The organism is Sphingobacterium daejeonense (assembly GCF_901472535.1).
Taxonomy (GTDB): domain Bacteria; phylum Bacteroidota; class Bacteroidia; order Sphingobacteriales; family Sphingobacteriaceae; genus Sphingobacterium; species Sphingobacterium daejeonense.
Map to the genome: position 1 here is coordinate 4,186,972 of NZ_LR590470.1, position 20,740 is coordinate 4,207,711.

16 protein-coding genes are annotated in these 20,740 nt (G+C 37.3%); 5 read left to right on the top strand and 11 right to left on the bottom strand.

Annotated elements, in window-relative coordinates; genetic code table 11:
- Position 1: 1 nt before the first annotated feature.
- Both FGL31_RS19995 and kduI read right to left on the bottom strand, forming a co-directional pair.
- Positions 2-760 (bottom strand): DUF4861 family protein, encoded by a 759-nt coding sequence (locus FGL31_RS19995; RefSeq protein WP_262709192.1) that lies wholly within the window; start codon positions 758-760, stop codon positions 2-4.
- Position 761: 1 nt separating this feature from the next.
- Positions 762-1,607 carry a 5-dehydro-4-deoxy-D-glucuronate isomerase gene (gene kduI / locus FGL31_RS20000; RefSeq protein ID WP_138093974.1) on the bottom strand — a complete coding sequence of 282 codons (846 nt, stop codon included), beginning with the start codon at positions 1,605-1,607 and terminating at the stop codon, positions 762-764.
- A 213-nt stretch (positions 1,608-1,820) separates the two neighbouring features.
- On the opposite strand from kduI, the gene FGL31_RS20005 reads away from it, so the two are divergent.
- The gene (locus FGL31_RS20005; RefSeq protein WP_138093976.1) at positions 1,821-3,389 is read left to right on the top strand and encodes an MFS transporter; all 1,569 of its coding nucleotides are present in this window, start codon (positions 1,821-1,823) and stop codon (positions 3,387-3,389) included.
- Here FGL31_RS20005 and FGL31_RS20010 read toward each other — a convergent pair.
- A complete protein-coding gene (locus FGL31_RS20010; RefSeq protein WP_138093978.1) occupies positions 3,379-4,404 on the bottom strand; it encodes a LacI family DNA-binding transcriptional regulator in 1,026 nt (341 codons plus the stop codon). The two genes, FGL31_RS20005 and FGL31_RS20010, sit on opposite strands and share 11 nt — an antisense overlap.
- A gap of 465 nt (positions 4,405-4,869) precedes the next feature.
- Between FGL31_RS20010 and FGL31_RS23905 the strand changes: the two genes are divergently transcribed.
- From FGL31_RS23905 to FGL31_RS20020, 4 genes are all read left to right on the top strand, one after another.
- Positions 4,870-5,625, top strand: a complete 756-nt coding sequence (locus tag FGL31_RS23905; protein WP_197734329.1) for a carboxypeptidase-like regulatory domain-containing protein — start codon at positions 4,870-4,872, stop codon at positions 5,623-5,625.
- 115 nt (positions 5,626-5,740) lie between these two features.
- Positions 5,741-6,724, top strand: coding sequence for a hypothetical protein (locus FGL31_RS23910; RefSeq protein WP_197734330.1), 984 nt, complete (start codon positions 5,741-5,743; stop codon positions 6,722-6,724).
- Positions 6,705-8,063: a SusC/RagA family TonB-linked outer membrane protein gene (locus FGL31_RS23915; RefSeq protein WP_197734331.1), complete on the top strand. Its 1,359-nt coding sequence runs from the start codon at positions 6,705-6,707 to the stop codon at positions 8,061-8,063. Before FGL31_RS23910 ends, FGL31_RS23915 begins: the two co-directional genes overlap by 20 nt.
- 18 nt (positions 8,064-8,081) lie before the next feature.
- Positions 8,082-9,671, top strand: a complete 1,590-nt coding sequence (locus tag FGL31_RS20020; protein ID WP_138093980.1) for a SusD/RagB family nutrient-binding outer membrane lipoprotein — start codon at positions 8,082-8,084, stop codon at positions 9,669-9,671.
- A gap of 61 nt (positions 9,672-9,732) precedes the next feature.
- Here the strand turns inward: FGL31_RS20020 and FGL31_RS20025 are convergent, their stop codons facing one another.
- From FGL31_RS20025 to FGL31_RS20055, 8 genes are all read right to left on the bottom strand, one after another.
- Positions 9,733-10,005, bottom strand: coding sequence for a hypothetical protein (locus FGL31_RS20025; protein ID WP_138093982.1), 273 nt, complete (start codon positions 10,003-10,005; stop codon positions 9,733-9,735).
- A gap of 219 nt (positions 10,006-10,224) precedes the next feature.
- Positions 10,225-12,540, bottom strand: coding sequence for a family 65 glycosyl hydrolase domain-containing protein (locus tag FGL31_RS20030; protein WP_138093984.1), 2,316 nt, complete (start codon positions 12,538-12,540; stop codon positions 10,225-10,227).
- Between the two features lie 23 nt (positions 12,541-12,563).
- Positions 12,564-13,214, bottom strand: coding sequence for a beta-phosphoglucomutase (gene pgmB / locus FGL31_RS20035; RefSeq protein ID WP_232047013.1), 651 nt, complete (start codon positions 13,212-13,214; stop codon positions 12,564-12,566).
- 7 nt (positions 13,215-13,221) lie between these two features.
- On the bottom strand, positions 13,222-14,934 hold the full coding sequence (locus FGL31_RS20040) for a glycoside hydrolase family 13 protein (RefSeq protein WP_232047014.1): 1,713 nt from the start codon (positions 14,932-14,934) through the stop codon (positions 13,222-13,224).
- Complete coding sequence (locus FGL31_RS26840; RefSeq protein ID WP_232047015.1) at positions 14,912-15,058, bottom strand: cyclomaltodextrinase N-terminal domain-containing protein; 147 nt, start codon at positions 15,056-15,058, stop codon at positions 14,912-14,914. Before FGL31_RS26840 ends, FGL31_RS20040 begins: the two co-directional genes overlap by 23 nt.
- Before the next feature lie 12 nt (positions 15,059-15,070).
- Entirely contained in the window at positions 15,071-16,087 is a 1,017-nt protein-coding gene (locus FGL31_RS20045) for a SusE domain-containing protein (protein ID WP_138093988.1), read from the bottom strand.
- 18 nt (positions 16,088-16,105) lie between these two features.
- On the bottom strand, positions 16,106-17,686 hold the full coding sequence (locus FGL31_RS20050) for a RagB/SusD family nutrient uptake outer membrane protein (RefSeq protein ID WP_138093990.1): 1,581 nt from the start codon (positions 17,684-17,686) through the stop codon (positions 16,106-16,108).
- 17 nt (positions 17,687-17,703) lie between these two features.
- Complete coding sequence (locus tag FGL31_RS20055; protein ID WP_138093992.1) at positions 17,704-20,667, bottom strand: SusC/RagA family TonB-linked outer membrane protein; 2,964 nt, start codon at positions 20,665-20,667, stop codon at positions 17,704-17,706.
- Between the last annotated feature and the right edge of the window lie 73 nt (positions 20,668-20,740).

Below are 20,740 nucleotides of genomic sequence, written 5' to 3' on the forward strand. Positions count from 1 at the left end.
TTCAAATTTTTAGGGTGATTTTATTAAAGTTACTTCCTGCGTCCAAACTGAACATTTTACTGAAGGTAATATGTTGTCCCTCCACATTTTCAGGATCGAATTCTAACAGAAAAGTCGTTCTTAATGGCCCATTATCTAAGATTTTATACCTACGATAATGTTTGGTATACATCAATGAGTCATTGATAAATAGACCTATATCACCAGCTCCCAGAGTCTGCCCTACCGAATAATAATCCAGTCCTTCACCATGATCTTTATGGTAATCTTCTGTTTTATACCACTTGTCAATGACTAATTGATCCGTTCTCTTTGCCCATACATCCATTCCTTGAGCATCATCGGGTCTTCCTTCGAGGGCCTTACCATACATTCTGAAAGCAAGAACATCGTTTTCCCATGCGAAATCATCGAACCTTTCTGGTACATATCGAGCAAAGGTTTTGGATTCAGTGTTTGGGCTTGCTGTTTGCTCTACTGAAAGCTTGAGTTTAGATTTAGGTCCAATATTGACTAAAACAAGCACATTGACTGGATGTACAGCTCCCAATTTCTCCAACTGATGAGGGAGGATCTTGCCTTTTTCATCTTTTATAGTAAAAATACTATCCATGAGAAAATGCGATGTAAACCTATCATAAGGAATAGAAATCAATTCATTTCTAGTATGGTTTGTTGGGTTGCTTATTTGAATATATTTCTGAGCGTATCCTTGTGCAGCAACAGCTATAGTCAGTATGGTTAGCCAAATCTTTTTCATATTACCTAAGTTCTGTTATTGGACTTTTGTCCATATCATCATAGTCCATATTTTCACCTGCCATTCCCCATATGAACGTATAATTGCTTGTCCCTGCCCCGGCATGGATTGACCAAGGTGGAGAAATTACAGCTTGTTCATTTTGCATCCAAATATGGCGGGTTTGATTTACGGGACCCATGAAATGAGAAACAGATTGACCTTCAGGCAGATCAAAATAAAAATAAACTTCCATTCTGCGGTCATGGGTATGGGCAGGCATGGTATTCCATACTGAACCTACTTGCAGCTCTGTCATGCCCATCTGCAATTGACAGGTTTCAATAACTGTATGTAGCAACATCTGATTGATAACTCTATGATTTGAGGTTTCCAATGATCCAAGTTCAATTTTATTCGCCTGTTCTTTAGTTACCTTCTTTGTAGGATATGAATGATGCGCTGGGGTCGAATTCATATAGAATTTTGACGGATTAGAAGGGTCATTACTAATGAAATATACTTCTTTATTCCCTTTACCAATGTATAGGGTTTCCTTAAAATTGAGTTCGAATAGTTCACCATCAACCTCTACTTTACCATTTCCACCAACATTGATAATTCCAAGTTCTCTTCTGCTCAAGAAATAATCTTCCTTCAAAAGATGTTCAATAGTTTCCAGTTTTAGTTTTTCGTTGACAGGCATAGCTCCACCAGCCATATAGCGGTCATAATGGCTATAGGTAAAGTGAATACCATCTCTCAAAAATAATTTTTCGATTAGGAAGTTTTTTCTTAAACCTTCAGTATCTAGGTTTTTTGATTCATTAGGTCCGATTGCGTATCGACTATCAAAGGTTAATTCCATTTTTAATTTGTTTTAGAATTTATAAGTTACCATAAGTTTATACGAATGGTATTAATATCTGCGAAATCGATTTCGATTTAGGGATAAATAAATATTGTATATAAGGAATGTATTAAAATCTTCGAAAACGTTTAAGTAAATATTTCTTTTTATTTCGATGTATTATTTTGATAATTATAGTAATTATAAACTGTTAACCTTATAAGCAGCCTTATGACTGACCAAAAAGCCAGCAAATATAGATGGACTATATGTGCCCTCCTATTTTTCGCAACGACCATTAATTACTTGGACAGGCAAGTACTATCCTTAACGTGGAAAGATTTTATTTCTCCAGAATTCCACTGGACGAATAATGATTATGGTTTGATCACTGCCCTATTCTCGATTTTCTATGCTGTTGGGATGTTGTTTGCCGGTCGATTTATTGATTGGATGGACACAAAAAAAGGTTTTCTATGGGCGATTGCTGTTTGGTCAGTTGGAGCCATCCTCCATGCATTCTGTGGAATAGCTACATCAGGCATTGTCGCAGGAGAATGGTTTGTTGATTTTGAAGGGGCAAAGGAAGCCATAAAAAACGTTCATGATTTTTCTAGGGTTATCAATGTCAGTGTTGTCTTATTTATTTTTGCTCGATTTGTTTTAGCCATAGGTGAGGCTGGAAACTTCCCAGCAGCGATCAAAACAACTGCGGAGTACTTCCCTAAAAAAGACAGAGCGTTTGCCACAAGTATATTTAATGCCGGTTCTACTATTGGTGCATTGATTGCTCCATTGTGTATTCCTGTCATTGCTAAATACTGGGGTTGGGAAATGTCATTTATTATAATTGGAGCATTGGGATTTGTATGGATGGGATATTGGATTTTCATGTACGATAAACCGGAGTCGCATCCGAAGGTAAACCAGGCGGAATTGGAATATATCCAGCAAGATGACATCATCGAAGCACAACAACACGATGTTACAATACCTTTGACGCAAGGAAAGGTGAGTATACTCAACTGCTTAAAACATAATCAAACTTGGGCATTTGCAGTAGGTAAATTTATGACCGACGGAGTTTGGTGGTTTTATTTATTTTGGATGCCCGCATATTTAAGCTCTGTTTATGGAGTTAAGTCTTCCGACTTAAATGGTCAATTAGCTTTGTTTGTGCTATATAGCATTACGATGCTTTCCTTGATTGGCGGTTGGTTACCTTCATATTTCATCAACAAAGGCATGAATGCATATGCGGGGAGAATGCGTGCGATGTTGATATTTGCATTTTTCCCATTATTGGTTCTATTGGCTCAGCCATTTGGGCATTATTCTTTTTGGATTCCAACAATCTTGATCGGTATTGGTGCTGCTGCACATCAATCTTGGTCAGCCAATATATTCTCTACGATTGGAGATATGTTTCCCAAAAAGGCAATTGCTACTGTAACGGGCATAGGAGGATTAGCTGGAGGACTAGGTTCATTTTTCATCAATATCTATTCTGGAAAGTTATTTGATTATGCTGAGACACATTGGAGCGAGGTAAATGGCGAAAATCTGCTGAGCAGATTTCCTGAAATAGCTAACGTAGAAACTAGGAATGCTTTTTTTGAGCAAAATGGTGTTGCCAATATCGAAGAGTTCCTGAAGCAACTTTCTTCTCAGGGTGAAACCGTAGCCAATGGTATAGATCAAGGATACATGATTGTATTTACCTTTTGTGCTTTGGCTTATTTAATCGCATGGATTATCATGAAGATTTTGGTTCCTAAAATGAAACCCGTCAAACTTTAGTAGAGTTTCGGGCAACGATAAATGTATCTAGGATAGTTGTGTCAAAATCCATTTTGAACCTATCCTTAGATTCAATGAGTTGAATTAATTTTTCAACCCCTTTCTGTCCAATTTCAAAAGCAGGTTGGATAATTGTGGATAAGGATGGATTTAAGGACTCTGCAGCCTCGGTATTTGCAAAGCCGATAACAGATACTTGTTCCGGCACTTTTATCCCTAGGTTTGATAGAATTCCGAGGCAAGAAACCGTCAGGGTATCTGTTGTACCTAATATTCCCATAGGTTCAGAATTTTGATTTAATTTATCCTTTAAAATTTGAGTTAGGTTTTTAATTAAATCTTCTCTTGATTGGCCATAATCGACCTGGATTATATTTTCTTTATTAAAAGGTATAAAATTAGCCATCAAAGCTTTATTATATCCGGAAATTCTTTTTTGGTTGATTCCAATATTCATTCCGCAGAGCACTAAAATGTTCTTACGCCCTGAATTGATTAAATGCTGAGTGGCATCATAAGCACCTTTTTCACTGTTCACACCAATTTTAAAAGTCGGCAAATCAAAATCTATTCTATCGACGAGGACTAGGGGACAGATTTGATGAAATTGTTTTAGATATTTGAGATTGCTGTTTGCAGAAGGAGTGATAATTACGCCGTCTACGTTTTGTTGGTTCAAAGTTTTTAAAGATTCTTGTTCGAGCTTCGCATTCTCTCGGCTTTGCATAAAGACAAGTTTGTAATTTCCTTCATAGGCAGCTTGGTGAGCTCCTTCCAAGACCTGGGACTGAAATGGATTTCCTAAGTAAGGAATGATAACTCCAATTGAATTGCTACGGCCAGTTTTAAGGCTTTTCGCCAATATATTAGGTTTATAATTATATTTTTGAGCCATTTTTCTGACCCTAATTTTGGTTTCATCACTAATTTCAAAGCTATTGTTCAAAGCTTTTGATACGGTAGACACCGATAGACCCAATTTTGCCGCCAATTCTTTTAATGTAATGATGCTCATAATCAACTTTAATAATGGTGCTTTTTTTCAATTAAGAAAAGTCCTAAAATAGCACAAATTTAATAATAAAGCGCTTGCTCCATAAATTATGAATTATCGAAAAGAGGAATAACCATTTTTTTAATAATTAGGATTCAAAATTTGCTCAATAATTAGCTTATAAATACTATGAACACATAGCATTGTTACAATGATTAAAATTAGTCTTTATCAAGAATCAAACTAAACAGAAAATGTCCTAATCAGCCTAATTTTGCTGATAAATTCAATAAAGCACAATTTATTAAGTAAAAAATACACGTATTTAAATAACATATTCTTATTTATTTTCCAATCTAAACCGAATTAATAAATAAAATGTTAAAAAATGTAAAACATTACTTTTTATTTTAATAAATTTACTTGTCGATTACCTCTTTAGCTATAAAGACGGTTGCCACATTATGATAAACAAAACAACGAACTATGAAACAAAAAGTACTTAGTATTTTGGTGCTATGTGTGCTCTTGGTTGGAGTCACTTATGCGCAAAATCGAGAAATTACTGGGAAAGTCACCTCCTCAAGTGACGGCAGCCCTATTGCAGGGGTTTCAGTAACCGCAGTTGGGACAACTGTAGGAACACAGACCGATGAAGGTGGTAATTACACCCTCACCTTAACCGAACCAACAACAGAACTTTCATTCTCTTACATCGGTTACAGCTCACAACGAGTTTCCATTTCCAATCAAACCGTTATTAATGTACAATTAGTACGAAATGATGAAGCCTTAGATGAAGTTGTGGTAACAGCATTAGGTATTTCAAGAGATAAAAAATCCTTGGGATATGCTTCACAGGAGGTAAAAGGAGATGTATTAAATGCTGCAAGAGGCGGAAATCCATTGCAATCATTATCAGGAAATGTAGCCGGTGCGGTAATTAATGCTCCATCTTCGAGTTTAGGTGGATCTACACGTATCGTCCTTAGAGGTATTGGATCCCTAACAGGTGAAAACAAACCATTGATTGTTGTTGATGGAATTCCGATGGACAACTCCAATTACAATAATCCAAATACTGACCGTGGTGCAGGTGGTAGGGATTATGGTGATACAGGATTTGACATCAACCCAGATGAAATTGAGTCTGTAAACGTTCTTAAAGGTGGTCCGGCATCGGCGCTATATGGAGCACGCGCAGCGAACGGTGTTGTGTTAATCAAAACAAAAAAACGCTAAAAATGGTCGTGATGAAATCATTTTCAACACAGGAGTTGGATTTGAGTCATTAGGTATTACCCCGAAATTACAAAAATTATATGGTGGTGGTTTTGAAACAGACTTCGCTACGCAAATGATTGACGGTAAAGAATATAAACTAGTCGATTATACAGCAGATGAATCCTGGGGGCCTAAATTGGATGGTCAGGAGGTATTGCATTGGGATGCTTTCGACCCTGAAGACACTCAAAATTATTTAAAAACCAGACCTTGGGTTTATCCATCAAAAGATTATAGATCATTTTTTAATACAGGTGTAAGTTATACGAATTCAATTGCTTTAGCTAAATCTTATGAAAACACTTCTGCTAGATTATCAGCATCAAATGTAACTCAATCTGGTATCGTACCTAATTCAGATCTAAAGAGAACAACCGTTGCTTTAAGTGTGAACAATAAATTTGGCGAAAAACTTACTGCTACAGGAACGATCAATTATATTAGGACCAATGGTTACAACCGTCCTGAACAAGGATATGGAAGTAATTCAATTGGCCAAAAAATGTTCCAATGGGGTCAGGTTCAATTGGATTATGACCGTCTGAAGAACTATAAAACATCTTTGGGAGAACAAAAGACATGGAACAGAACAGCATGGAATAATGCGACTCCTAAATATTCTGACAACTATTATTGGATTGTCAATGAAAATATTGCTACTGACCAACGTGATCGTTTTTATGGAAATGTAGAATTGAAATATGACATTGCTCCTGGCTTGTATGCAACAGGTAACATTTATGGTGACAACTATACGCTTAAAATAACTGAGCGTACAGCCGTAGGTTCACAACCTGTATCTGAATATTTGGAAAACATCCGTGAATTCACGGAGATGAACTATGAAGCTAGAGTTCATTATGACAAAAAATGGGAAGATTTCTCATTAAATGCTTTTATAGGTACCAACAGAAGAAACACCACTAGAGCACTGAATAACACAAGTACTAATGGTGGATTGATCGTAAAAGATCTTTATTCTATTTCAAACAGCTCTCAGGCGCCTTCTGCTTTGGTTGAAAAACTTCAAAAAGAGAGTGAATTCCGTATTCGGTAATTTCTCTTTTGGTTACAAAGATTTCTTATTTGCAGATTTTGGATGGAGAAATGATTGGTCATCTACCCTACCAAAAGAAAACTCATCATATTTCTATCCTTCTGTAACCGGTTCCTTGGTTTTCTCTCAATTGGTTAAAGCAGATTGGTTAAACTTTGGTAAGTTACGTGCAGGATGGTCACAAGTAGGTAATGATACAGATCCTTATCGTTTGAGAGATATCTATTTAAACACGACTTATGCCAACACAACTTATATTGGAAATCCTTATTTCCTTAAGAGTTTAAGTAAAATGAATGAGGAATTAAGACCAGAATCTAAAAAGTCTTATGAATTTGGTGTTGAGATGCAAATGTTCCAGAATAGAGTTGGAATTGATGTAACCTATTACAATGAGACTACCACTGACCTTATCATGAATGTTCAAACCGGTCCAGAAACTGGTTATAATGCGAAGTTTATGAATGCTGGAAAAATGAACAATCAAGGTATTGAAGCTATGCTTACCTTGGTTCCAGTAAGACATGAAGATTATGAGTGGACATCAAACATCAATTTTTCAAGAAACAGAAATAAATTGATTGAATTATATGATGATATCCAAACTCTAACAATCGGAACAGCTCCATTTAATGCAAGTTTAATTGCGATGGTTGATCAACCATATGGACAAATATATACGACTGATATTATCCGTGATTCAAATGGAACTCCAGTAGTGGGAGCAAATGGTCTTTATCTAGGTACAGATGTTAGAAACTTAGGTACGATATTACCTGATTTCAATGCCGGTTGGAGAAACAGCTTTAGATATAAAGCATTTAATCTTAGTGCATTGATCGATATTCAAAAAGGAGGTAAATTCTATTCTATCTCAAATATGTTTGGTAGCTACACTGGTGTTTTGGAAGAAACCGCTGCAAACGGTATCCGTGAGGAGGGAATTATTGTTGATGGTGTAACTGGTGATGTTACTCGTAATCCTGATGGAACTTATACTGTAACGAATACTGCGAAGAACGAAACAAGAGTTGATGCTGAAACCTACTTCAATCATTTCTATGGCGGTCCTACTTCTCAGAACGTTTTTGATGCTGATTATGTTAAGCTTCGTGAAATTACTTTTGGTTACGATCTTCCAACAACTTTCACAAGTAAATTAAGGATCAAGAATGCAACTATTTCTGCTTTCGCTAGAAACTTAGCAGCATGGGGATTGGCAAATAAAAACTTCGATCCAGAAATGGCAACTACAGGTAGTGGAAATATTCAAGGTTTTGAAGGCGGTAACTTACCGGCATCTAAAACTTTTGGATTGAACTTAAAATTACAGTTTTAATTATTTGACCTTAAGCATATGAAAAATATAAAAGCAATTTTACTTTCTTCTGTAATCGGGATTTCCACAATGAGTATGGTATCCTGTACAAAAGATTTAGCTGAAATAAATGTGAACCCCAATAATCCAGAAATTGTACCTACAAATACAATTTTTAATGGGGCAAACAGATTTTTATTCGACAATACCCGTGATGGTTGGTGGATGGCAAGAATGTCAATGCCATGGATGCAATATTCAGCACAGAACAACTATGTTGAAGAAGATAAATACCAATATAGGGCCAATCAAACGAACAATGGCTGGGCAGCTTTGTATCGTGCAGCTAGTAACTACAAAGATGTGATTGATAAATGTGAGACGCCAGAATTAGTAGCTCAAATGGAAGCTTTGGGTAGTATTCCCAACCAAATTGCAGCTTCTAGGATTATGTTGGCTTATGTTTTCGACAACTTGGTTACCCACTTTGGGGATATTCCTTACTGGTCATACGGACAAAAAGATAATCCTGATTTTCAAGCATTAAACATTGAGGAATATCTTGCCCCTGCTTATGTATCTCAAGAAGAAGTTTATAAAGACTTATTGAAGGAATTGAAAGAGGCAGCTGCACAATTGGAGGTAGGAAAAGATGTATTCACAGATGGAGACAATATCTACGGTGGTGATGCTGGTCAATGGAAAAAGTTTGCAAATTCTTTGAGATTAAGAATCGCAAATAGAATAAAGGCCGTTTACCCTGCGGCAAATGCTGAGATCCAAGATGCAATAAATTCGGGTGTCTTCACTTCAAATGCAGACAATGCAATACATGCTTCTGGAACCTCAGATGCAGAAGGAAATCCATTTTGGAAGACTTTCTATGTAGGCAAAAGAAATGACTTCTGGCCAAATAGTTCCTTTATAAATTTACTAAAAGGTACAACAGGCGGATTTGGATTTGACCCAAGATTATATAAAATCGCAGCTCCTAAGAATATCACATTCCCTGAATACAATGCAGGATATGAGGATTCTCCTGATATGAAGTTATATACAGGGATGCCTTACGGGTTGCCAAAAGTTGAGGCATACTTTACTGTCGAAGCTAACTTGAACTTCTTTGCAAAAGATATCCTAAAAGTGGATAGAGGTGAAGTATTGATGGAGTATTCAGAAGTTGCATTTATTCTAAGTGAAATTAATAATTGGAACCAAGCTGATTACATTAAAGGGGTTAGAGCAAATATGGAACGTCAGAATATTGATGCTGCAGCCATAGATAAATATGTAGCTGCTTTACCTGCTGCAAATCAAAAAAATGTGATGACTCAGAAATACATCACTTTATTCTTCAATCCTGATGAAGCCTGGAATGAGTTTAGAAGAACAGGATATCCAGATTCTGACATTCTGTTAATGCCAGGAGAAACTGGACGTAGGCCAAATGATAATTCAACTTATGTGTTTACTCCGCTACAATCAGGAAACGTTGTTGCAACACGCCTTCCTGATCGTGTAAGGTATCCGACAAACCAACAGACGCTAAATCCTGAAAACTGGAAAAAAGCAGCTGCTGAATTAGGCGGTGATGAAATCGACAAAAAACTATATTTCGCTAAGAAATAATAAAAGCAAACAAAGGGCGATATCGAATGATGTCGCCCTTTTAAATTTTATATACTAGAATTTAATCTAAAACTTCTATTAAATATACAGCTCCGTACCATAAAACTTCCGCCGTACAGAATATATTATCATCTGGTTTCCGAACCTTAATGATAATTTGTTTCCCTTTGTTATATTTCCCAGTGAAATTAAGTACGCCAATCTTCTCTGAAGACACCATTCTCCCTGAAAACTTAGAAATTCTCTCACGGTCCTCTTCCCTGAATTCAACCAATTCTCCAAAACATTTTGATTTTTCGTCTAAATAGGTAACAATAAATTCATCTTCGTTCAATTTGGATCCTTCTTTTCACAAGACTGGAACAATACCGAAGAAAACAGAAAAAATGGTACCGCAAATGAGGAAATGACTTTTCTTTTTGATATTAGTGTGATTAAGCTCATAACTTTTTGGTTTATTCGTAAAACGATGATCAGCGAATAATTGCTACAGACCGTGTAGGTAAAAAAAGCGCCATCAAGGGCGCTTTTTCACTATAACTATATAATCAACTTAAACCTTCAAATTTATTTCCAGCGATGAATTTGCCGGAATGCTGTATTCATTGTCCACAACAGCTATTGTAATATCATGATGCGATTTATTTACAATTTCCATAAAACCTTTACTAATTTTTATGGATAATATATCTCCTCTAAATCCGATATGGAATGTAAATGAATTCCATTGTTCAGGAAGGAAAGGCTGGAAATAGAGCTTATTGTTTTTAATGCGCATTCCTGCAAATCCTTGAACTATACTCATCCATGTCCCTGCCATGGAAGTAATATGCAGACCGTCCTCTGTATCGTTGTTGTAATCATCTAGATCTAATCGAGCGGTTCTTAAATAAAACTCATATGCTCTAGATTCATCATTAAGTTTCGCTGCAAGGATATTATGGATACATGGTGACAATGAGCTTTCATGGACAGTACGTGGTTCATAGAAATCAAAATTCCTTCGGATATCTTCTATATCAAACTCATCCTCAAAAAAATACATCCCTTGCAAAACATCAGCCTGTTTAATGAAATTTGACCTCAATATACGGTCCCAACTCCATTTTTGATTCAATGGTCTTTCTGATGCTGGCAAATCTTTAACCAGCCATTGCTCCTTGTCCAAATACCCATCTTGCTGTAGATAGATTTTTAGCCTGTCGTGATAAGGATAATACATGTTCTTCTCAATATCCTTCCATTGGGCCAATTCCCCAGCATTGAAATTAAGCTTGTCGAGAATTTCATCATAACGAAATTTATTGTTTTCTTCGACATACTTCATGGCTTCTTGGGTATATTTTATACACCATACAGCAAGGTAATTGGTATACCAATTGTTGTTGACATTGTTTTCATACTCGTTCGGTCCTGTAACACCGAGCATGACGTATTTCTCCCTTTCCTGGCTCCAATTTACGCGCTGCGCCCAAAATCGAGCGATAGCAATCAATACCTCGATGCCATATTCTTGGAGATAATCCCAATCTTGGGTGTAATTGATATAATTATAAATGGCATAGGCAATGGCCCCATTTCTGTGAATTTCTTCAAATGTGATTTCCCATTCATTGTGACTTTCGGTACCATCCATCGTTACCATTGGATACAATGCAGCACCATTGATAAAGCCCAGCATTTCTGCATTTTCAATTGCTTTATCCAAATGGTTGTATCGATATACCAATAAGTTCTTGCCGACCTCTTGAGGAGCAGTTGCTAGGTAAAAAGGAATACAATACGCCTCGGTATCCCAGTATGTTGCGCCAGCATATTTCTCACCTGTAAAACCTTTAGGACCTATATTAAGACGAGAATCCGTCCCCGTATAAGTCTGAAACAAGTGGAATATATTGAATCTGATCCCTTGTTGTGCTTTTATATCACCTTCAATTTGAATATCACTCTGCTCCCATTTCTTTGCCCAAGCTTCTTTTTGTTCATTCATCAAATTGTCAAATCCTTTTTTACTAGCATCAACAAGTTTTTTCTCACAAGAGGCCATTAATTCATCAGCCTTGTAATTCAATGAAGATTCAACACAGGCAATTTTGACAATCTGGACCTCGAAACCTTTTGATACATCTAAGGAAAATTCCTCAGCTATGTATTTCGGTTTATGATGAACGATGTATTTTAATTTCTCAGCAGGTTCATTATTTACTTTTAGCTTTGTCTGAGCACCCACACAGAGATCAAATTCAGTCTTCAGTGTTTTAGTCTGAAGGAAGATTCCATTATCTGTTGACCGATCTGAAACAGCATTCCAAAACTTAAAATCATAGTTGCTGTCTTCATTTGCAATATCACCGTCAAGCTTTGAAACTATTCGAATATTTGCATCAAAGTCAACAGGGGTTATTGAATATTGTATTGCACCGATTTCATCATCTGCAATGCTGCAGAACCGGATTGCATTCACTTTAACATTCTTGCCAGATTCCAAGCTTGCAATAAAGGATCTTTGCAGATACCCTTCTTTCATATTCAAGACACGCTTGAATTCCTTAATTTGGCATTTGGCAAGGTCCAATATTTCATTGTCAATATAGATATCGATTCCGATCCAATTCGTTGAATTAATAACTTTATCAAATGTTGGTGGATATCCATTCTTCCACCATCCTACTCTAGTTTTATCTGGAAAGTATATACCTGCAACATAGGACCCCTGTAAACTTTCTCCAGAGTAGGATTCTTCAAAGTTTGCCCGCTGCCCCATCTTACCGTTTCCGATACTAAACAAACTTTCAGAAATCTTATTCAGTCTTGGGTCAAAGCCCTCTTCTATGATATTCCACGGATCGGCTTGGATATAATTTTTCATATATTAAATGAATTAGATACGCACTAAAATAGATTTTGAATAGTTTTCAGGTCGATATGTGTTAAATCACTAACGACTAAATGAGCTTTTCCGAGGTCCTTTTCTGCACCTATTCCTATAGCTTTCATTTCTGCTCTCAAGGCTGCTTCTACACCAGCACTTGCATCTTCAAAAACAACGCAGGATTTCGGATCAACGTTCAACAATTCTGCTCCTTTGAGGAATACTGCAGGATCAGGTTTAGATTTGTTGACAATATTTCCATCAACTAAGGCATCAAAATAAGGTGTAAGTCCTGTATTATCCAATATCAGCTTAGCATTTTTACTTGCTGATCCCAGTCCAATCTTGATATGGTTGTTCTTTAGTTCTTCCAAAAGTTTTATTGAGCCTGGTAACACCTCATTAGCAGTCATCTCAGATATCATTTCCACATACCAGCCATTCTTTAAAGCTGCGAGTTCATCTTGTCTTTCCTGAGGGAAGTCTACTCCGCCCCATGCTAAAATCTTCCTTAAACTCTCCACTCTGCTGATTCCCTTCAACTGTTCATTTTCCTCTTCAGAAAAATCAAAACCCAAGGAATTTGCCAATTGTTTCCAGGCCAGATAGTGATATTTGGCAGTATCAACCAATACTCCATCCAGATCAAATAAACATGCTTCTAAACCCATTATAATATTATTTTAACTCAAACACCTGTGTACTTACAGCTGGAACATCTATCTCCTGAATATGGTCCAATGATGCCCCGGTGACTACATTCATTGCTTTGGTTGATGATCCAATTCCTTCCTGAAATCTTTTAGTATTGAGTTTTATATCTTCTTGTTTACTGTTCATAACTACCATCACCCTCTTCTCATTGTCATAGCGGAAATACACATAAACCCCATCTTCCGGAATAAACTGCAACATTTTACCGTGATGCAAAACAGGGTTGTTTTTGCGGTAATTAGCTAAGGTTTTCACATAATTGAAGGCTTCATTTTCCTTTTCGCTACGACCTGTAGCAGTGAATTTATTGACTTTATCTTTTGGCCATCCACCTGGAAAATCCTCACGGACCAACCCATCGGGACTAGCGAAATTCTTCATGAGTATTTCAGTTCCGTAATATAATTGAGGAATACCCCTTGTGGTCAACAACCAAGCTATTCCAGACTTATATTTTTTGAAATCTTCGCCAACGACTGACAAAAATCGACTCAGGTCATGATTGTCCAAAAACACAACATTACGATAAGGATCTTCATACATAAAATCACTTGCAAAGGTGTTATAAAGTCTTACCACTCCATCCATCCAGCCAAACTTTCCGTTCAGTGCTTCGTTGATAGCCCAATATGCTTGGAAATCAGTTACTCCTTGAAGTTTGGTATCTATACCCTGATTAATCTTATCGGCCTTTGTAAAATAGGCTTGATTCGGGATCCCATGTACCCAAGTTTCACCAAAATAGGTCATCTTAGGATATTCAGCATCTATTGCTTTCCCCCACTCTGCCATAAAATCCAAATCATTGTATGCATAAGTATCAAGGCGGAAACCATCAATGCCCATTTCCTCAATCCACCATATATGGCTTTGGGTGATGTAATTTTTTACAAAAGGATTGTGTTGATTCATGTCAGGCATATGTCGGTCAAACCAACCGTTCACCATGATATCCTTGTCTGCTTTTGCAGCATAAGGATCCATATGAACCTGTTCACGGTAGTTTGTTTTAGTAAAGCTATCCCATTGATGGATCCAGTCCTTCATTGGCATATCTTTTACCGTATAATGCTCGGTGCCAAAATGATTGTGTACAAGGTCCTGAACCATTTTGATGCCTCTTTTATGGCATTCGTCGATCAGTTTCCTGTAAGCTTCATTCCCACCAAATCTAGGGTCAACAAAATAGCTCTCCGTATTCGCATAGCCGTGATAGGATGTCTTAGGTTGGTCATTGGTCAACACTGGGTTTAACCAAAGTGCTGTAACTCCCAATTCTTCCAAATAATCTAGATGGTTAATGATTCCTTGAAGATCACCACCATGACGGTAATACATGCTGTCACGATCTAATGTCTGATCTGCCATTCCCTTTATTCTATCATTTGAAGGGTCTCCATTTGCAAAACGATCTGGCATAATCAGGTAAATAAAATCTGAAGCATCTACTCCCTGAAGTTTTCTCTTGGATTCATCACGAGCTTTCAGCTCATAAGGCCTGACGAAGTCTTTTTTTCCTTGTTCTTTAAATACTAGGGATACTTTTCCAGGCTTGGCATCCGATGCTATTTTTAAATCCAAGAAAATATAATTTGGATTTTCTACTCTATGCTGTTTGAGGATTTCTACTCCTGGATAGTCTACCGAAACAGATTTATTGGAGATATTTATTGCCATAGACCAATAATTGTACATTTGGATTGTTCATTCCTACCCACCAATTCAATGGCTCTATTCGGTCCACTTGTGCATAAGATGAAAATTGCAGGCAAATAAAGATTATGGCAATAATGATTCTCATATTTGTTGTTGTTTAGTTTTTAACCATTGTGAAAGTAAGATCGGTCGGATTCATTGTCACAGTATAGTTTCCTGCCTCCGTTACCTGGATATTTCCTCCTCCTAGCGTAAGAGTTCCGTTGCTTCCTCCGAGATTGGTACCCCAATCATGCCCTTTTCGGAATTTAAACTCACCAGGATTAAGATCGGTAGTTAACACCCAATTCCCTTTACCATCGTTAATAAATTTCATGTCTGCATCAACGGTCCAATTTGAATTAGGAACTGCATTACCGATCATACCCCAAATTCCTGTTGCCTCTATGGTAAATGTATTACTGTTCATGTCCATGGTCAGCAATAATGTGCCGGCAGAAGGAGACATAAAATTTCCTCCAGTTGGGCTGATTGTACCATTGCCACCATCCCCAAAATTGACATTCCAGTTCTTTCCAGTAGTAATCTTAAATCCAGAATCCTTTGCTGGGAAATTGATGATACCTGTGTAAATACCGTTACCAGTCAAAGAGATCAAACTATCAGCGGTTGAAGGGTTCCATGCTTGATAATCGCCAGGAATATAGATCCAAGATGTTAATGGAATAGGTTTTGAATTGATGTTGACTACATTACTGTAGACTGCAATATTTGGAGAAATGCTTGATTTTAACCGTACCTCAATATCAGAATTGGATTCGAAAGGCAAATTCATGGCTGATAAAAGATTGTTTAATTCCATACCAGTATATGACCTAGAGGTTACACCATTTGCAAACACCACTTCACGGGCAGGGGAAAAATTGGCTCCTTTTTTCGCAAATTGGAGTGAGTAAGTAATTCCGGCATTATATCCAAAACTAGATTCTGTATAATTAAATTCAAGGACTTTTTCGTCCAGTTTTTCTTTAGTTAAATTGATGGTGCTAGCAGAACTAGTCAAGCTTCCCGACTGACCTTCCCCAGCAATTGTCCTTACCTCATCCTTTTCGCATGAAGTCAGCATCACAGTGCTCAGACAAAATAAAATCAGAAGTTTATTTATTAGGTTCATAATTTCTACTTATTAATATTAATAGCCTTCGTTTTGAGTCAAATTGGTATTTGCAATCACATCAGACGATGGTAATGGCAGCAGGCTTCTAAAATCTTCGATTGAACGACCATCTTTTACTCCACCCTTCCAAGGCCAGATATAATTACTTCCTGTAAATCTTCCAAAACGGATAAGATCTGTCCTGCGATAGCCTTCAAAATACAGTTCTCTAGCTCTTTCTTTGAGGATATCGTCTAAGGTAATTGCTGAAGCATTGCCACTTGTATTTCCATACGCCCTTCTTCTGATTTGGTTGAAATAATTTAGGGCTTGTGCAGTAGAACCACCTGTACCACCTCGCAAAACAGCTTCTGAATACATCAAATAAACATCTGCCAATCGGAACAATGGAAAATCAAGCGAACTGAATGTTCCACCTTGTGACGGCCCAGCAACTCCTGTTGAAGACATATTTTTAAACTTGGTAACTCTTAAGCCGTCCTTGAATTCTCCCAATTCATCATTTTCTATTTTATCTCCGAAGAACATGGCGCGCTTATCCGTTGCTCCACTATAATCGGTGAAAGATAATGGCAATGCTTTGGTTGAGCGGTTACCACCCCATCCACCGGTCGGAACTCCATATGATGCAGGGTTCATTTCGCCGTTGATCAATGAGTTGATCAGGAAAGTTGTACCACCATAATTTCTAGTTTTAACACCATCATAGTTAATGGAGAAAATAATCTCATCTTTACTGGTCACATGGTTATCTTCTAAAAACAGATTAGCATAGTTTGAAGCCAATGCATAGCCTCCATTGATCACTTTATTTGCATAAGTAATAGCTTCGGTATATTTTGCCTGACCGGTATAAACTTGCGCATTTAAATAAAGACGAGCCAATAACGTCCAAACCGCACCTTGATCTGCTCTTCCATATTCGTTCTGTTTTGGACCTTTGATCAAAGGTTCAATGGCCAATAACTCAGTCTCAATATATTTGAACAAATCAGGTCTTTTGATTTGCTCAGGTGACACTTTACCAATTAGATTATCCTCTGTTATAAACGGAGGGTTACCAAACAGATCCAACAACACCCAGTATTGATAAGCCCTTACAAATCTTGCTTCAGCTCTGTAATCTTCAATCTCTGCGGTATTGCTAATTCCTCGAGCCGATAGTTTTTCAGGAGTACTTTCTCTCAAGAATTCATTGACAACGGTAATGGTATATAACGTACGTGTATAGAGTCCTTTGACCATGATATTGTCTGCGTCTGGCATTCCATATACCATATCCGGAACTCCTGGGTCATTCCAACCACATAAAGTTTCATCAGAAGTCAATTGCTGAATGTTCCAGTAAAGACGGAAGAAATCGGACTGTCCTGCGTCAATACCAGCAAGGTCACTTGCACCTTCTCCACCTCCTGATGTCATGGACAAACTTCCATATACTTTTAAGAAAGCTTCTTTATATCCTTGTTCTGAACTATAGACCTGATCGGCTGTTATATCATTCTTTGGAGTTAAATCTAATAAGTCTTCACTACATGAAGTTATAGACAAGATCAGCATGCTGCCCCAAATTGTGTTTTTTATATATCTTTTCATGAAATTCTTATATTAAATTAAAAACCAAAGTTCAACCCTAATGAATAAACCCTTGGTCTTGGATACATCGTGTAGTCAATACCATTGAAAAGTTCGGGATCAATACCTTTGTATTTCGATATCGTGAATACATTCTGAACATTTGCATTAACAGTCATTGTTACTGTTCCTGCCTTGTCCAGATTACCGACGTTATAGATCAATCCTAAGTTGTCCATTCTTAAGAATGAAGCATTATTGATATAGTAATCGCTGTAATATTGGTTGTTGTTAAAATTGGTATTATAAATATCTGTTGTTGCGTTATTAACAAAACGTGAAGGATTGAGGATATTGCGCGCTACTCCAAAATTTGAGGAAATATTGTCATAAACATAATTTCCGAAATTCGCTCTCAACACCGTATTTAGCGTTAATCTTTTATAGTTAATTGAAGTAGTCAGACCCATAAAATAATCTGGAGCTGGTTTTTTATAGTAGTAACGGTCAGCTGGAGTAACAGCACCATCGCCATTTAGATCTTCATAGACACCTTCCAAAGGTTGACCTTGTTGATCATAAACTTGCTTGTAAACAAAATATTGATAGGGAGCCAATCCTACAGTATGGTATTGGATTACGTTTCCTGTACCACCTGTGATCCAACCTGCTGCTAATTGATAATCTGGGTTTTCATTTAAAGTAAGATTGGTTACCTTGCTTTCATTGACAGTCATATTGAAACCGATGTCCCAGTTAAAGTTATCAGATTTGATAGCTTGAATATTGATGCTACCTTCAACGCCACGGTTTTCCATATTCCCTACGTTGGTCAACAATTGGTTACTGTAATTAGTACCAACAGGTATTTCTATAGTCGCTAGCAAGTCTTTGGTCTTTTTGTGATAAGCGTCGATACTACCTGAGATACGACCGCCCCAAAAACCGTAGTCCAAACCAATATTTGTGGTAGCTGTAGATTCCCAACGTAATGTTGCATCATAAGCAATTGGAGAATAAACATGGTAAAATTGATTTCCAACTTGATATTGGGCTTCATTTGAGCTATAGTAATAACTTGGAATAAAACCATAGTTTGCAATTCCATCTTTATTACCTGTTTCACCATAACTTAAGCGAAGTTTCAAATCAGAGATACTGTTGTTGTCTTTCAAGAAGTTTTCACCTTTAATGCGCCACGTAAAAGCAGCAGATGGGAAGATACCCCAACGACCATCAGGATTAAATTTGGATGATCCATCCGCACGGATTGTTCCCGAAAGAATATAACGATCAGCAAAGGAATAAATCAATCTTCCATAATAAGATAATAGTCTGTTTTGCTGCACATCATCTGGAAATGTTGGTGTAGTGATAACTTCATCAAAGGAGTTAAAAGACTGAAAGTTGTATTTAGTTTCTTTGTTGTCATAGTAACCATAACCAGCAGTTACATTCACATTGCTGTTGATGCTTTCAATATCTTTCACATAGCTCAAATAGCCTTCGATAAAGGTATTGTTTGATTTCCCTTTATATCGTTGGAAGAACCCTTTATTGGCAAAATTTGATGCTGCAAAGAACGGGATTGTTGTTGCTCCATTTCCAGCGGCGATATCATAACCTACGTTTACATTTGCATGCAATTCAGGCAAAAAATGAAAAGAATAGTCCAATTGGGCGTTACCAATACTTCTTTTGGCAGCACCTCTATTTCTGTAATTCTCTAACAATGAAACTGGGTTCCTCGGAGACAATGAGTTCGGCACTGCCCCTTCTTGCCATTCAAAAAATCCACCATAAGGACTCGTAGGGTCATAAACTTCTTGAGTTGGATCAAATACAATTGCAGAACCAATAGCTCCTGAATTTGCGAACTCTTGATTGGTCATAGTTCCTTTGAAGTTGATATCTAATTTCAAGTGATTGTCTAAGAAACGAGGAGAAAGGTTAACACCCATGGTTCCTCTTCTCATCAAGTCGGTCTTTAAAATCCCCGCCTGTTCCAGATAACCAATAGAAACCCGATAAGGCATATTTTTCAAACCGCCTGACATAGTAACATTATTGTCTGTTGTCAAAGCATTTTGATAGATGAGGTCTTGCCAATCCGTATTGGCAGATCCCAATAGACCTTTTTGAGCATCCGTACCTTTTTCATTAACAAAAGATCTGATTTGTTCTGCAGTCAATACATTTACTTGACTAGCTATAGTTGATAGTGAGTTTACGGAAGAAAGTGTAAACTTAGGTCTTCCAATCTTACCTGATTTGGTTGTAATCAAAATAACACCATTCGAAGCTCTTGAACCATAGATAGCGGTTGCATTTGCATCTTTTAGAATGGTCATCGATTCGATATCGTTCGGGTTGATCAATGAAAGTGGACTTGCAGATCCTGGTACATTATCACCGCTCAAAGGGTTTCCATCGACCACTATCAGCGGGTTGTTACTTGCTGACAGGGATGCTCCTCCCCGTACTCTAATAGTACTTCCAGCACCTGGGGAACCACCATTTGAGGTAATTGAAACCCCAGATACCTTACCTTGGATTAATTGATCCGGTGAGGTAATTGCTCCTTTTTGAAAGTCTTTGGATTGCACATTTGATACAGCCCCTGTGACGTGTTTCTTTTCAACGGCACCGTACCCGATTACCACCACTTCTCCAATTTCCGCTGCATTCGAGGATAATGTAAAGTCCAAAGTCTGAGAAGATGATAAATTTACGGTCTGTTCTGATGTCGAATGACCTACATAGGAAGCCTCGACGATAATAGTTCCGGCAGATAGTCCTTGTAACACATAGTTTCCCGATGGGTCGGAAGAAACCTGTTTGTTTTGACCTTTAATACTTACCGTTGCTCCAGCAAGAACGTTCCCGGAATCGTCAACAACCTTACCCGATAGTTGTAGATTCTGTTGTGCAGATACAAACTGAAAACTGAAGATGAAGATAATTATTAGCCGAAAGTGCCAAGAGTAAAAATCCCTAATCATATTTTATTTTTTTGTTTATAATCGGCAGGCATACATTTGCCCCCTATTGGTTTGTTACTAAATTATTATAGAA

Excerpts from the sequence above, each read along its gene's own strand:
- FGL31_RS19995 (WP_262709192.1), bottom strand. The coding sequence starts at position 760 with ATGAAAAAGATTTGGCTAACCATACTGACTATAGCTGTTGCTGCACAA.
- kduI (WP_138093974.1), bottom strand. The coding sequence starts at position 1,607 with ATGGAATTAACCTTTGATAGTCGATACGCAATCGGACCTAATGAATCA.
- FGL31_RS20005 (WP_138093976.1), top strand. The coding sequence starts at position 1,821 with ATGACTGACCAAAAAGCCAGCAAATATAGATGGACTATATGTGCCCTC.
- FGL31_RS20010 (WP_138093978.1), bottom strand. The coding sequence starts at position 4,404 with ATGAGCATCATTACATTAAAAGAATTGGCGGCAAAATTGGGTCTATCG.
- FGL31_RS23905 (WP_197734329.1), top strand. The coding sequence starts at position 4,870 with ATGAAACAAAAAGTACTTAGTATTTTGGTGCTATGTGTGCTCTTGGTT.
- FGL31_RS23910 (WP_197734330.1), top strand. The coding sequence starts at position 5,741 with ATGATTGACGGTAAAGAATATAAACTAGTCGATTATACAGCAGATGAA.
- FGL31_RS20020 (WP_138093980.1), top strand. The coding sequence starts at position 8,082 with ATGAAAAATATAAAAGCAATTTTACTTTCTTCTGTAATCGGGATTTCC.
- FGL31_RS20030 (WP_138093984.1), bottom strand. The coding sequence starts at position 12,540 with ATGAAAAATTATATCCAAGCCGATCCGTGGAATATCATAGAAGAGGGC.
- pgmB (WP_232047013.1), bottom strand. The coding sequence starts at position 13,214 with ATGGGTTTAGAAGCATGTTTATTTGATCTGGATGGAGTATTGGTTGAT.
- FGL31_RS20040 (WP_232047014.1), bottom strand. The coding sequence starts at position 14,934 with ATGGCAATAAATATCTCCAATAAATCTGTTTCGGTAGACTATCCAGGA.
- FGL31_RS26840 (WP_232047015.1), bottom strand. The coding sequence starts at position 15,058 with ATGAGAATCATTATTGCCATAATCTTTATTTGCCTGCAATTTTCATCT.
- FGL31_RS20045 (WP_138093988.1), bottom strand. The coding sequence starts at position 16,087 with ATGAACCTAATAAATAAACTTCTGATTTTATTTTGTCTGAGCACTGTG.
- FGL31_RS20050 (WP_138093990.1), bottom strand. The coding sequence starts at position 17,686 with ATGAAAAGATATATAAAAAACACAATTTGGGGCAGCATGCTGATCTTG.
- FGL31_RS20055 (WP_138093992.1), bottom strand. The coding sequence starts at position 20,667 with ATGATTAGGGATTTTTACTCTTGGCACTTTCGGCTAATAATTATCTTC.